Genomic DNA, 14008 nt, shown 5'->3' on the forward strand with positions numbered 1-14008 from the left:
CGCCCCACCCTCATGTAAAGTGGCATATCCGACTTAGTCGATCGGAAATGTGGGAGCAGATGACGGCGCACCTGGAGTGGACCCCCGACCCTCGGGAGCTCGCCGACCTTGAGCTGCTGCTCGCCGGCGCGCTGCACCCGCTGACCGGTTTCCTCGGCCCGGCCGACGTCGACAGCGTGCATGAGCGCGGCCGCCTGGCCGACGGCACCCCCTGGCCGGCCCCGATCACCCTGACGCTCCCCGGCGAGCACCCCGCGGCACCCGGCGACCAGGTCACGCTGCGTGACCCAGAGGGCGCGGCTCTCGCCGTGCTCACCGTGACCGAACGCGCCGGCGACGGCACCGTCGCCGGGCCCGTCGAGGCGGCGGGCAGCGCCGAACACGGCCCCTTCGCCCGGCTGCGCACACCTCCCGCCAGGATGCGGAGCATCCTCGCCGGGCACACCGTGCTCGCCGTCACCATGCGCGGCCCCCTCGACGACCTCACCGAGATCACCGCGACCGCCGAGGAACTCTCAGCCACCATCCTGCTCCTCCCCCTCGCCTTCGGCGAAAGCGGGCCCGCCGTCGTGCGCGCCGCGCTCGCCGCCAAGGAGAAGCTCCCCGACGGCACTCAGGTGGCCGTGGTGCCGCTCGCCCCGCGGGAGCTCTCCGTCGATCTGGAGCTGCGCGAGCACATCGCCGAGGCGTACGGCGCGGCCGAGCACATGGCCGGCCCCGAACCCGTCACCCTGCCCGGCCCGCCCCACCGGCGGGGACTCGTGGTCTTCTTCACCGGCCTTTCCGGCTCCGGCAAGTCCACGATCGCCCGCGGCCTGCGCGACGCGCTGCTGGAACGCGGCGGGCGCGCCCTCACCTACCTCGACGGCGACGTGGTGCGCCGCCTGCTGTCGGCGGGACTCACCTTCGGAAAGGCCGACCGCGACCTCAACATCCGGCGCATCGGCTTCGTGGCCGCCGAGATCGCCCGCCACGGCGGGCTCGCCGTCTGCGCGCCCATCGCGCCATATGCCGCCACCCGCGCCGAGGTGCGGCACATGGTGGAGGAGGTGGGGGCCGACTTCGTGCTTGTGCACGTCGCCACCCCCCTCGCCGAATGCGAACGGCGCGACCGCAAGGGCCTCTACGCCAAGGCCAGAGCCGGGCTGATTCCGGAGTTCACCGGCATCTCCGATCCCTATGAGGAGCCGGACGACGCCGACCTGGTGATCGACACGACCGGCCTGCCGGTCGACAAGGCCGTCGAGCGGGTGCTCGACCTCCTCGTCGGCGGCGGGTGGATCAGATGATCGACATCCCACTGATCATCGGATCGTTCTTCGTCGCCGTCGTCGTCGGCCTCACCGGCATGGGCGGCGGGGCGCTGATGACGCCGATGATGATGTTGTTCTTCAACGTGCCGCCGCTCGCCGCCGTCTCCAGCGACCTCGTCGCGTCCGCCGTCATGAAGCCCGTCGGCGGCTTCGTGCACATGCGGCGCGGCACCGTCAACATGCGGCTGGTCGGCTGGTTGTGCGCGGGATCGGTGCCCACCGCCTTCTGCGGGGTGTTCGTGGCCCGCGCCTTCGGCGACGGCGCCCAGGTGCAGCAGGCGGTCAAGACCGCACTCGGGATCGCACTCCTCCTCGCCGTCATCGGCCTTGTGACCAAGGCGTGGATGACCTTGCGGGAAGAAGGGCGGGTGACCGGGGCCGAGGTGAGCGACATCACCGTGCGCCCGATTCCGACTGTACTGGTCGGTATGGTCGGGGGCCTGGTGGTGGGCATCTCCTCGGTGGGCTCGGGCTCACTCATCATCGTGGCTCTCCTCGCCCTCTATCCCATGCTCAAGGCCAACCAACTCGTCGGCACCGACCTTGTCCAAGCCGTGCCGCTCGTCAGCTCGGCCGCGATCGGCCACCTCCTCTTCGGGGACTTCCACCTCGACGTCACGGCGTCTCTGCTCATCGGGTCCATTCCCGGGGTCTATCTGGGGGCTCGTGTCTCGGCGTGGGCTCCCGCGGGGGCCATCCGGGCCATGCTGGCGGTTGTGTTGCTCGCCTCAGCGCTCAAGCTCCTTGGCGTCGGCAACGCGGCCACCTTGTGGATCCTCGCCGCCACCGTCGCGACCGCCGCGATCGCCTGGCCGCCGGTCCGCAAGCGCGCCCGCTCGCGCCAGGCCGACCCCACACCGGAGCTCGACCCCGCACCGTGAGGGACCTTGGGTCGCGGTCTTTGAGGCCGGGCTCGGCTGTGCGGGCTTTGCCGCACCCGCCTTCGGAACACCCGTGGCACCGACTACGGCGGAAGCCTGCGTAACCCGGACATCAGCTCAGGCGCCGGGTCGGGGACGGGGTTGGGGAGGGCAGCGAGGTGAGGGCGAAGTATGGATCGCGGGCCAGGTCGCTGAAGGCCCGGCCGCCGCGGCGGGTGGTGTCGAAGCGGGTGTCGCCGCGGGGAGCGCGCCGGGAGTCGAAGTAGATGAGCGCCTTGAGCTGGGGATAGTGGCGAATCTGGGCGCGGACCGACGAGTAGAAGCGCTCCTTGAGTGCGGGGCTGCCGTGGCGCTCGAAGACGCCCCACTCGGCGATCATGATCGGCTTTCCGGGGAAGCGCCACTGCATCCAGCGGTAGAAGCCCGGCCAGTTGGGCAGGTTAGTGTGCTTTCTGTTGATCAGCCCGTCGAAGTCACGCACACGCTTGTCGACATAGGGGTCGATGGCCACCCAGTCGACGACGTCGTCTCCGGGGTAGAGGCGTTCGAACCACGGCTTGGCCGCCCAGGTGGGGGTGCCCATGTAGGTCATCACGGTCACCGCGCTCTTCACCCCGGCCTGGCGGAGGCGCATCACCACATGGCGGTACATCGCGGCGTAGTCCTCGGCGGTTTTGCCCGAGCCGGGCCTTGCGGCGACGTCGCTCTCGGGCTCGTGGTGGATGGTGAGGAAGAAACGCTCCGGAAAGGTGCGGCGCAGGTGCGCGGCCAGCCGGTCGATGCGGCGATCTATCGCGCCGGCGGCGATGTCGGCCCAGGTGTGGCGGAGTGACGGCTTCCAGTTGACGAAAAGGAGGCGAGGGCGCACCGGATCACGGGCAAGCGCGATCTCCTCGGCGGTGGGGAACAACTCCGGCCCGTGGTGGTAAAGGTGCACGATGTCGGCCCGGCGCTGCATGCGGCGCTCGGCTCTGGCAAGGGCCGCACGGGGCCCGCGATCGGCGGAGATCTCCGGAGCGATGCCCCACCAGGCTCCGCATGAGGGGATGAGCCTGGCGGTGACCTGGCAACCCGGCGTCGCCGCGGGCGACCGCACAATCCGGGAGGGGGTGGACGGGGACGCGGCCGACGGCGGCATGGCAGCCTCGCCGCCTCCGCCGCAACCGCCGAGCACAACGGCTCCGAGAACACCGAGCGCGGCGACCTGCCGGGATTGTTTGAGGGATTTGGCGGTTGTCGGTCGCCGGGGCGTCGGGCGTGATGTCGGCCGTGAGGCTTTAGTCACGGATGAATGAATAGATGTTGATATTATTGATTTCCACCCCGATGGAAACATCCGCCCCAGCTCCCCTCAGCTGCGTTGCGCGCTTTCTCGACGTCCTACCATGCCACCAGCGGACGGTCCCGCGTCACCGACTTCGGGGTCACCTTCTCTTGGAATTCATCTTGCCGTTGTGCGGGCAGGCCGGATCTCCTAACCGTTTAAAGGTGGCGATGACGGCGAAAGTTCCCCCGGAGAGCACATATCGGAATCAGTTATTGTTGGGTTGTTCCGCACCCCCGATCGGCTCATTCTACGAGTGCAGATCCATCGACGCCGACTGATTTTCCTCCAGGCCGCAGGGCCGGTATTCTTGGCGCACCCGCGGCGCCCCGCGAGAACACCTCCGATAATTATATGAACGGTGCCCTCAATTCGGATAACCGTCCATTCCCTCACCCGCGATCCCCGCGCCCGCGCCCGTCACGGAGAAGCACTCCCCAGCTCACGGGGCAGGGACGACGGCCTGCGGTGACCGCTGTCCGTCCCACGTCCCCGACCACGGAACCTTGCACAAGTCGGCTATGCCGTACGCGTCTGGATGAGTGCGGAGGTATCTCCATGCCCTGGAGATCTGCGTGCACACGTGGATATCTCACACGGAAAACCGCTTTATCGCTGACTCCTGCATAAAATCCAGCTATTTACCCCGAGAGTAGAACACTCTTGCCGTGATTTCGCTCCACAATAGACCCAAGTCGCAGACGACTATCGGCCCGGGCCTTATAGTTGAGCCATCCCACAACGTAAGGCATGGCGCTTGAATGTGCCCCTCGCCCGATCGGCCGAGAGGGATCAAGCGCAATCCACCCCTACCGGGACAACCAATATGGGATTACCTGTGTCCTCGCACTGATCTCCGACTTGCCTTATAAATTGAGCCGCAATGGCCCGGCCCACCTCCACCTGACCTTGTTCGCCCCTCTCATGGCGTGATTTCGCAGCGCGAGGATAGATACGCATGAACGACGCACATAGCCGCCTTTCCTATCTTTCACAGACGCTCGACCTGCTTTTCCCGGAGCCGGGCCCCAACCACCCGCACACGCTCCTGCCTCATTCCTCGGTCCCCCGGCGGCTTGTGCCCCGCCGCTGGTGGCACCTGCCGTTCGGCAGGCCGACCGGCATTCCGGTCGGGGACGACACGATCGCGAGCCATCTCGCGGAGGTGCTCGGCACATCGGTGCGCATCGATTTCCACGTGCGGTCGGCGCGGCGGGCCAACCGCAAGCCTGTCCTTGAGGTCTACGACGGGCATGGCAGCCGCATCGCCTTCGTCAAGATCGGCGACACGGCCCTGACGGCGGAGCTTGTGCGCGCCGAGGCCACCACCCTGCACATGCTGAGTTACGCCACGCTCTCCGCCGTGACGGTCCCCTCAGTGCTCTACCACGGCACCTGGCGCGGCCTTGAGGTGCTCGCCCTGTCCCCTCTCCCCGTCCGCAGGTTCCGTTCCCGGCCGGGCACAGCCCTGCGTGTGCGCGCCGTCAAGGAGATCGCGGAGGTCGGGCGACTTCGTGGTGCGGGCTGGTCATGGCACGGCGACTTCTCCCCGTGGAACTTCGCGGCGGGCCCGGACGGGCGGCTGCTCGTCTGGGATTGGGAACGTTTCGACACCGACGTGCCGCTCGGCGTCGACGAGCTGCATCACTTCTTCCAGCGTGCCCTCCAGCGCATGCCTCCCCAGGTGGCGGCCGAGTCCGTGCTGGTTCAGGCGGTGCGCGTGCTCGCGCCATACGACGTGACCGCCTCCGAGGCCAGGAACACCGCCCTGCACTACCTCATCACCCTTGCCCGGCGGCACGCCGACGAAGGTTACGAGCCGCTTGGACCGCCGCAAAGCTGGCTCACCCCGCTCGTGGACCGGCAGGAGGGCTATCTGTGAGATCTCTGAAGCGTTCGCTGCACGCCGTCTCACTTGCCGTGGGACGGCTCACCTCCGGTCAGCGGATGTTGCCGTCATTCGTGATCGCCGGTGCTCAGCGGTGCGGCACCACCTCCCTCTATCGGGCTCTGGCGCAACATCCGCTGATCCTCAAACCCGTCTTACACAAAGGCGTGCACTACTTCGACATGCACTACGACAAGGGGTTGAGCTGGTATCGCGCGCATTTCCCGCTGACGACCACGGCAGCCAGACTTCAGCGGAGATACGGCATACGCCCGCAGGCGTTTGAGTCCTCGCCCTACTACCTCTTCCACCCACTGGCCGCCGACCGCATCGCCTGGGAGGTGCCGGGGGTCAAGATGCTCGTCCTCGTCCGGGACCCGGTCGAACGCGCACAATCGGCCCACGCGCACGAGCTGGCGAGGGGCTTCGAGACCGAGCCGTCCTTCGAGCGCGCGGTGGCGCTGGAGCCCAAGCGGCTCGCCGGCACGACGGAGCACCTCCGCGCCTCGCCCCACTCCAGCAGCCACTCCCACCGGCACCACGCCTACCTTGCGCGCGGGTGCTACGCGCAGCAGCTGGCGCGGCTTGAGCCCTTGATCGGCCGCGACCGCGTGCTGGTCATCGACAGCCATCGGTTCTTCGCCGACCCCGAGTCCACCTACGACAGGGTGCTCGCCTTCCTCGGACTCCCCCATTTCGGATGCCCACCGGTGTTCGCCCGGCATAACGCACGACCGAGACGTGCGGAGTTGCCCGCTTCCCTGCGTGACTCTCTCTACGAGCATTTCGAGCAGTGGGATGCACAGCTCACCCCATGGCTGGGGGCGCCCCCTTCGTGGCGCGGATGAGATGGTCGCCGCGACTATACGGCAACCGCCAGATCGACCCCGGTGCCCCGGAGCGAGGCGGGTTGACGCTCGCCGGCGCGGCAGGGTTGCTGGGGGCGGGTGCGAATGGGCTCGCGCAGTTCGTGATGGTCGTGGTGACGACCCGCGGCTTCAGCCCGGCGGAGGCCGGGAAATATTTCACCGCTGTGGCGATCACCCTCACGGTGGCCGAGATCCTCAAACTGGACGCGGGCCCTGGGGTGGTGCATTTCCTGGCCATACGGTCGACGGGGGTGCCGCGTCAATCGGGTGCACCGTCCGGGGAAGCGCTCGGCGCTGACGTGCTCACGCCGGCCGACTCCGTGCCGGGCAACCAGGTCGGCACTGCCTGTCGAGCGACTTATCCGGCACCCCACCTACAAGCGGCGCATCTGCAGGCAGCTCTGCTCCCGCCGTTGGTGTTGTCCTGCTGTGTCACTGTGCCGTTGACCTTGGCGGTCGTCCATGCGGCGCCGCACTTCACGATCTTCGCACTTGTCCTTCCGTTCGTCGTGTGTGCCGACATTCTGGTCGCCGCCACCAGAGGGTGGGGGACGACGGGCGCGACAGTGCTGCTCGAGGGCCTGGCCCTGCCCTTCGGTCAGGTGGCCCTGGCGTCTATGGCCGCGGCGAACGGCCAGGCGGCGTGGCTCCCGGCCGCCTGGGCTGTGCCGTACGTCGTTGTGGCTCTGGCAGGGGTGGTGCTTGTCAGGCGCAAATCCGGATTCGTTGGAGTCCGGCGCGAGCTACGACGGCAGGCCATGCGTGAGATGTGGCGGCACACAGGGCCACGCGCGGTGGCGAACGCGGCTCAGGCGATCTTCCAGCGCGTCGACATCACGATCGTGGCGGCATTGGCGGGGCCGGTGGAGGCGGCGATCTATACGGCGGCGACACGCTTCAAGGTCGTGGGACAACTCGCGGGACGCGGGCTGGCGCAGGCCGCTCAGCCGAGGCTCGCACGTGCACTCGCGGGCGGCGACCTGCCAGAAGCACGGGCGATCTATCAGAGGTGCACCCGATGGCTCGTGTTGCTGACCTGGCCGATCTGGCTGGGATATGCGGCTTTCGCTCCGCATATGCTTCGCCTATTCGGGCCGGATTACACAATGGGGACATCTGTCGCCTATGTACTCGCCATCACGATGATGCTGGCCACCGCCTGTGGCATGGCGGATATCGTGCTGATATCCGCAGGGCATACCACCTCAAGCATGGTCAATCTTCTTCTTGCCCTCGCCACAACGGTCATGCTGGACCTTTTACTTGTCCCAACCCACCATGCCCTCGGCGCCGCACTTGGCTGGGCGGGCGGGATGCTGGTGAAGAACGTGCTGCCGCTGCTCCACATCCGCCGCCTGTACGGCATACGCCCCGGGCGGGACTGAAGGTTCCACAATCACAGATCGGAAATATCGCCGCCTACATATAATCCATGGACAAGCATGCACTTAATCGGTTTTATGGATTTCTCTGAGACTGACTAATACGATAGAAGTTTCCGTTAGTCCCAGCCCACATCAGGAAAGGGTCATATAGTTAACGAGCCCGCAAAGTAAAGCGTCGTACTGGAGAGTCCAGCGCTCGCCCGGCCGAGAGGGATTTCACCTTCATGCGCCTACCGCAGGACATCGCCACACGCACTTCCTCCGACGCTCTCAGCGACTGTCTGGGCCTGCTCCGCAGGCGATGGGCGATCCTTTTACTGTGCCTGGCCGCCGGCTTCACCGGCGGTGTCGCGATCACACGATTCGCCACCCCCGCCTTCACCGCGACCGCGCAGGTCCTCGTCACCCCGACCGGTGTGCAAGACCAGTTCAACCAGCTCTCCAACCGCCAGCGCGAACCGCTCAACCTCGACACCGAATCCCAGATCGCACAGTCGACCGTGGTCACCGAGCAAGCCATGCGCACCCTCGGTACAGCCGGTCACGCGAGCGAGCCGCCACTGATCGACGTGTCCGTCCCGCCCAACTCCGCCGTGTTGTCCATCTCCGCCACCACCCCATGGCCCGAGACGGCGGCCGCCCAGGCCAACGCCTTCGCCCAGGCTTATCTCTCCCATCGGGCCGCGACCGCCACCGAGACGCTCAACGCCCAGCTCAAGGCTCTTATGAGCAAACGCCGGCAGGTCCTGGGCAGCCTCGCCAGAGGCGCGACCGCCTTGGCGGATATCCCCCGCGGTTCGGCGGAGCACAGCCTCGCCACCGGGGAGCAGGCCACCCGGTCGCGGCAGTTGAGGGCGGTGACCCTGCGCTACGACGAACTGAAGACGGTCGTGGTCACACCGGGCAAGCTGATCGGCGGTGCGAGCGTTCCCGAAGCCCCGAGTTTCCCCAGTCTCCCGCTCAACCTGGGCAGCGGGCTCATGATCGGCCTGCTGACCGGCGCCGCGGCGGCCACCCTCCGCGACCGGCTCGACACCCGGCTGCGAAGTGCCGCCGACGTCGAACGGCTGACCTCACTCCCGGTCCTGACGTCCTTCACCGGCCGCCCTGGGCCGAGCCCTGACATCCTCGGCGCCGGGCCGGTCTCTGGAGCACTCGCGGGCTTCCCGGCCGGTCCGATGAGCGAGCTGGCCTCGTGGCTGGTGGCCGCATGCCCAAGCGGCCACATCCTGCTCTACACGCCGCCGCGGGCCCCAGCCCCAGCCCCCTTGGTCGACTCCCTCGCCGAGGCCCTCGGCCGCTCGGCTCCGCTCTCCGTGCTCGGGGGCAGCGACGTGGGCGACCTCGCCCGCGCGGACGCGGCGGTCCTGCTGGTGACCCAACACGTAACCCGCTCCACCGACGTCACTGCCGCGACGCGCCACCTGACCCGCCACAAAGTGACCGTGATCGGCACCGTTCTGATCGGCGCCGACCTGCTCGCCTCCCGCCCCCCGGTGCGCACCTCACGGGCCGCAACCGACTGGGCCCGCCCGGTCCACCACAACGAGAAGATCCCCAAAGCGCGCGTATAACAAATGACACCGCTCCTGCCATACCCGACGACGCCCTTCTCACCACCCCGAACAACCTCGCCTCCGCCGTACCGCACCCTCCCGCTCCTGGCCTCGGCCGACGACAGGAGCGTGTCGTGAAATCTCCGTGGATAGCGGCTTGGCCCGCCTGTGCGCTGCTGGTCGGTTATCCCCTGTGGTGGGCGCTGGGCTTCGGCGGGCTGTCGGCGATCGTGGTGGCGGTCCCGATGGCGGTGGCGTTGTGGCGGCGGCGACCGCTCCGGTTGCCGCCGGGGTTCGGCTGGTGGCTCCTGTTCCTCGCCTGCTACGCCATATCGGCGGTCATGCTGGCCGAAACGCCTCCTGGCGCTTATGTGGAGATCGGGCCAGGTCGCTTCATCGGCTACACGATGCGTCTGCTGCTCTACGTATCGGCCCTGATCACCGTGCTTTACCTGGGCAACCTCAGCGAACGTGAACTCCCTCAGGCCACCCTCGTCCGATGGATGGGAGCACTCTTCATCACGACGGTGGCCGGCGGCCTGCTCGGCGTCGCCGCCCCGTGGTTCGAGTTCACCTCACCGGTGGAGCTCGTACTGCCGCACTGGATCAGCGACAACTCATTCGTCCGCAATTTGATCCACCCGACCGCCGCACAAACCCAGTGGGTGCTCGGATATGCACTGCCGAGACCCGAGGCGCCGTTCGAGTGGGCCAACGCCTGGGGTGGCAATCTGTCGGTGCTGCTGGTCTGGTTCGTGGTGGGTTGGTGGGCGTACGGCGGAGCCCGGCGGAAAGCCCTGGCGTTGGGCGTGCTGGCGCTGGCCGCCATCCCGGTGGTCTACTCGCTCAATCGTGGCCTGTGGATCGGTCTCGGCCTGAGTGTGGCCTACCTGGCTGTCCGGTTGCGGGGCCGGGCGCGGGTGGTGTTGTGCGGGTTGGCCGTCTGCGGGGTGCTGGTGTTTCTCCTGACGCCGCTGCACAACGTGGTCACCAACCGCCTGGACAAGCCGCATAGCAACAACATCCGTGCGTTCACCATCTCCTCCACCATCGCGGCGGCGGCGCATTCACCGGTCATCGGATATGGCAACACCCGCAACGCCGAAGGGGGCCGCCGTTCCATCACGACGGGCAAGACCTCGTGGTGTGCGGCGTGCGGGCATCCGCCGATGGGCAGCGACGGGCAACTCTGGCATCTGATGATCGCGCAGGGGTTCAGCGGGGCGGCTCTCTACATCGTCTTCTTCCTTGGGGCGATCCGCCGCTATTGGAAGGACCGCAGCCCGATCGGCCTGGCCGGCGTCCTTGTCATGATCCTGGTGCTCTTCTACATGTTCATCTACGACGGCCTGATCACACCCATCAGCCTTTACCTGATCTCGTTCGCTCTCCTGTGGCGCAACTCTCTGACCCGAGAGGTCCCCTAAACGACTTCTACCTCGTGAAGCCGCGCCGCAGCAGGCACGTCACCATCAGGCGGGCGGCGAACGGCAGATCATCCACCAGGTAGCGCCGCGCCAGCCGCCCCGGCTCGCTGAGCAGCCGGAACAACCACTCCAACCCAGCCCGGCGCATCCATTCCGGCGCCCGCCGTACAACCCCCGCGGCGAACGTGATCGCCGCCCCGCACCCCATAAACCAGACACCCGGCATGTGCGGTCGCAGCTCGGCGATCAGCCGGTCCTGCTTGGGGAACCCCAACCCCACGAACACCACTCGCGGCCCGGCAGCCGTCAAAGCCTCCCGCACCTCCGCCACTCCACCCGCGGAACGCTCGAACCCATACGGCGGAGCCGCCACCCCCGCCACCCGCACCCCCGGCACCCGCTCCCGCAGCACCTCCGCCGCACGCGCGGCCACCCCCTCCGGACCGCCAAGGAGGTAGACAGGCATCCCGTGGGCGGCCGCGGCCTCGGACAACGACCACAGGAGATCGGCCCCCGTCACCCGCTCGGGCAGCGGGGTGCCCAGCAGTTTGCTCGCCCACACCAGCGGCATGCCGTCGGCCACCACGACGTCCGCCGACGCCACCACCTCCCGCGCACCCGTGTCCCGTGCCGCGGCCCGGCAGATGTCGACGTTGGGCGTCACGATGTGGCCACCCCGCCCGGCCTCCAACGCCTCCATGACCCGCGCGACCACCTGCCGCTCCGTAAGGGCGTCCACCCACAGACCCGCCACCGCCACCCGCCTGACTTCCACAGGCTGCGGGCAGGAACGCTGCGCGTCCTCGGACGGACGCTGCTTAGGCACCAGACCCGGATCAAGACGCACGTGCGCGGACCGCAGTGGCCGCATCACACACCACTCCCACAGATGCGGAACAGCTGAAGAACGCCCCACAGGCCCACCAGCCGCCCGGCATCCCCAGGCTGTGGACAGTCACGCCGCGTTCCCTCCGCGAGAGGCCGCCCAGAGACCAAACCCGGATGCACCATCAGATCCCACGCCCGCAGGTGTGGAGCAGGTTGAGTACGACCCGTGCCGGGATCAGGCGTGCCGCCACCGCGAGTGCTATCGGTGCTCTCGGCTCACCCCTACGGGTGGTGAAGGCCCGCCAGGCCCACCTGCCGGCCGCGCGGCGGTGACCGAGGGCCGCGTGGTGGAAGGCGAGCTGACCGTAGATCCGCGCCGCGCCGCGCGGATCTACGGCCAGTTCTGGATGCCGGGCGAGCATCCACTCAAGCCCGGCGATGCGATCGGCCCATCGCGCCACATAGTGCGACGTGCCCCAGTGGACCCGCACAAGCGGTGTGTCCACATGCACGATGTTCCGCCGTTTGGCGGCGCGAAGGGCGAGGTCCCAGTCTTCGTTCTGGGCGGCGGGAGCGCTCTCATCCACCCACAGGGCACCCCTCCGGAACACGAACGTCGAAGAGTGCACCATCATCATGCGCGACCGCGCCAGGTCGCCTGCGGTGACGTTCGCCGTGCCGGCCAGGCGGGGAACCCTGCGTGAGCCGTAAACCACCTCGATGGCACAACTCACGAACTCCGCCCCCTCCCGGGCGGTCAACGCCAACACCTGTGCGCTCAGTTTGCCGGGCAGCCACTCGTCGTCGTCGTCGCAGAACGCCACAAGCTCGGTGGACAACGCCGCGATGCCCGTATTGCGAGCGCCGGCCACACCCGCCCCCCGCCGATTGGGCAGCACACGCACGAGCCCGGCCGGGCACGCCACCCCCACAGCCGAACCCGCGGAGTACGGCGCAGCCGGACAGGACGGCGCGATCACGTCGGCCACGTGCCGGGCGACTGTGGAAACCTCGCCGCCGTCGACGACCACGATCACCTCGACCCGGCCCGGATAGACCTGGTCAAGCACGGACCGCAAAGCCCGGGTGAGCTGGTCGGGACGGTCGCCCACCGTAGGGATCACCACCCCCGCGGAAAGGCTCATGCCGCATCCTCGACATAGCCGTAGCGGGCCATCAGCGGCCACGTCAGCGCGGTCACCGTGCGGCGGTGGCGGTCTAACAGGCCGGTGCGCCATCGGTCGTCGCGCGTGAGCGGCAGGCGGCCGACGGTGAAGCGCATGGGATTGCCTGAGGCGGTGTGGGCCACCGACAGGCGCACCGACAGGCGGGGCTCGGAGTCGTCAAGGAAATCCAGCCTGCGGGGCAGACCGAGGGCTGTGGCGAGGCCGCTCACCGTGTCGCGAGGGGCGTCGAGCAGGTCTTCGTAGCGCACGCGGGTCACCGGCACCCCACACCGGGCGAGTAGTTCGAGGGCGAGGTGCTCCACCCCCCAGTGCACGGAGGTGCGTGCCGGCGCCCAGCGTGTCATCAGGCTGCCGTCCTCGGGCCTCGCGACCCTGCGGCACCAGGAATGGGCGACGGCCCGCGGATCGCGCACGACCTGCACCACATGCAGGTCGACCCCGCCGACGGCCAGGCAGAACGCCAACGAGGCGTGTTTGCTGGAGTCGACCACGACGGGACACCCGGAGACCATGCTCGCCGCGCTGTAGAGCCGGTTGTGGATGTCGGCATATTCCGCCAGGTCGGGGTTGCTTTCCCAGGGGGGCGCGGCCCGGCCGATGCGCCGAGTGCCCCGGCCCGGTGGAACAGACCGGGCACGGCGCGGCTCGAAGCGCGGCTCGAAACGGGGCTCGGAGCGCGGCTCAGAACACGCCTCAAAGCGGGGCTCAAACGACGGCCCACTGCGGCCGACCCGCCACAACTGACGAGCCAGGGCGGGGATGTGCCGGGTGCGGTCGACCCGCTCGCGCAGCTCGGTCACCCGCTCGGCGAGCTCGCAGGACCACCGTCCGAAGGCATGCTCACCGACGCTGCGCCAATGCTCACACAAGCTGAACGCCTCTCCGCAGCCGCACTTCTCGTCGGCGAGCACTCCCCTGGCCCAAAGGTGCACCACCTCCCCCAGGGCGAGCACTCCCGGCATCTCCCCCAGCATGCGTTCCAGCAGGGTGGTGCCGCTGCGCCCCAGACCGCCCAGGAAGATCACCCGTGCGGACGACATGACGGTGGTCACGAGCACGGCTCCCCAAAGTCGCGGACACGGAATGTATCGACGCTAGCGCGGAGAGTCACATCGCTGCCAACGAAAGCTAAATGATCTACCAAAGGTCCGTACGGCTACCGCCCGATTCACCGCCGCCACGGCACTTGGCCGGGTGTCTTCCCCGGGCATCGATGCGGACCTCGGCTGCCGTCACACCCGAGCTTCGCAACGATCCTCAGCCTGAGGACATCGGGCGGCCGACCACTCCACCGGCCGGCGGACGGCTGTGCCGTAAAAAAGCTGGGCCGTAAAAGGCGGGCCGTAAGAG

At 68.2% G+C, this 14008-nt stretch carries 11 protein-coding genes; 7 read left to right on the forward strand and 4 right to left on the reverse strand.

Annotated elements, in window-relative coordinates:
• Nucleotides 1–59: 59 nt before the first annotated feature.
• Nucleotides 60–1289, forward strand: coding sequence for an adenylyl-sulfate kinase (cysC, locus tag Ssi02_RS17015; protein ID WP_204026541.1), 1230 nt, complete (start codon nucleotides 60–62; stop codon nucleotides 1287–1289).
• Complete coding sequence (locus tag Ssi02_RS17020; protein ID WP_204026542.1) at nucleotides 1286–2194, forward strand: sulfite exporter TauE/SafE family protein; 909 nt, start codon at nucleotides 1286–1288, stop codon at nucleotides 2192–2194. Before cysC ends, Ssi02_RS17020 begins: the two co-directional genes overlap by 4 nt.
• 112 nt (nucleotides 2195–2306) lie before the next feature.
• Here Ssi02_RS17020 and Ssi02_RS17025 read toward each other — a convergent pair whose 3' ends face one another.
• Nucleotides 2307–3332, reverse strand: coding sequence for a glycoside hydrolase family 26 protein (locus Ssi02_RS17025; protein ID WP_204026543.1), 1026 nt, complete (start codon nucleotides 3330–3332; stop codon nucleotides 2307–2309).
• A 1144-nt stretch (nucleotides 3333–4476) separates the two neighbouring features.
• Here Ssi02_RS17025 and Ssi02_RS17030 point away from each other — a divergent pair.
• The 5 genes from Ssi02_RS17030 (at nucleotide 4477) to Ssi02_RS17045 (ending at nucleotide 10643) form a co-directional block, all read left to right on the forward strand.
• Nucleotides 4477–5400: a hypothetical protein gene (locus Ssi02_RS17030; RefSeq protein ID WP_204026544.1), complete on the forward strand. Its 924-nt coding sequence runs from the start codon at nucleotides 4477–4479 to the stop codon at nucleotides 5398–5400.
• Complete coding sequence (locus Ssi02_RS17035) at nucleotides 5397–6254, forward strand: sulfotransferase (protein ID WP_239128978.1); 858 nt, start codon at nucleotides 5397–5399, stop codon at nucleotides 6252–6254. The genes Ssi02_RS17030 and Ssi02_RS17035 overlap by 4 nt, the downstream gene beginning before the upstream one ends.
• On the forward strand, nucleotides 6251–7660 hold the full coding sequence (locus Ssi02_RS17040; protein WP_204026545.1) for a lipopolysaccharide biosynthesis protein: 1410 nt from the start codon (nucleotides 6251–6253) through the stop codon (nucleotides 7658–7660). Before Ssi02_RS17035 ends, Ssi02_RS17040 begins: the two co-directional genes overlap by 4 nt.
• Before the next feature lie 224 nt (nucleotides 7661–7884).
• On the forward strand, nucleotides 7885–9234 hold the full coding sequence (locus Ssi02_RS38755; RefSeq protein WP_239128979.1) for a YveK family protein: 1350 nt from the start codon (nucleotides 7885–7887) through the stop codon (nucleotides 9232–9234).
• Nucleotides 9235–9350: 116 nt separating this feature from the next.
• The gene (locus tag Ssi02_RS17045; protein ID WP_239128980.1) at nucleotides 9351–10643 is read left to right on the forward strand and encodes an O-antigen ligase family protein; all 1293 of its coding nucleotides are present in this window, start codon (nucleotides 9351–9353) and stop codon (nucleotides 10641–10643) included.
• A gap of 7 nt (nucleotides 10644–10650) precedes the next feature.
• Here Ssi02_RS17045 and Ssi02_RS17050 read toward each other — a convergent pair whose 3' ends face one another.
• The 3 genes from Ssi02_RS17050 to Ssi02_RS17060 form a co-directional block, all read right to left on the reverse strand.
• Nucleotides 10651–11514 carry a WecB/TagA/CpsF family glycosyltransferase gene (locus Ssi02_RS17050; RefSeq protein WP_204026671.1) on the reverse strand — a complete coding sequence of 288 codons (864 nt, stop codon included), beginning with the start codon at nucleotides 11512–11514 and terminating at the stop codon, nucleotides 10651–10653.
• A gap of 139 nt (nucleotides 11515–11653) precedes the next feature.
• Nucleotides 11654–12616 (reverse strand): glycosyltransferase family A protein, encoded by a 963-nt coding sequence (locus Ssi02_RS17055; protein WP_204026547.1) that lies wholly within the window; start codon nucleotides 12614–12616, stop codon nucleotides 11654–11656.
• Nucleotides 12613–13710, reverse strand: a complete 1098-nt coding sequence (locus Ssi02_RS17060; protein WP_204026548.1) for a sulfotransferase — start codon at nucleotides 13708–13710, stop codon at nucleotides 12613–12615. Before Ssi02_RS17060 ends, Ssi02_RS17055 begins: the two co-directional genes overlap by 4 nt.
• Nucleotides 13711–14008 lie beyond the last annotated feature (298 nt).

This window comes from Sinosporangium siamense (assembly GCF_016863435.1).
GTDB lineage: Bacteria > Actinomycetota > Actinomycetes > Streptosporangiales > Streptosporangiaceae > Sinosporangium > Sinosporangium siamense.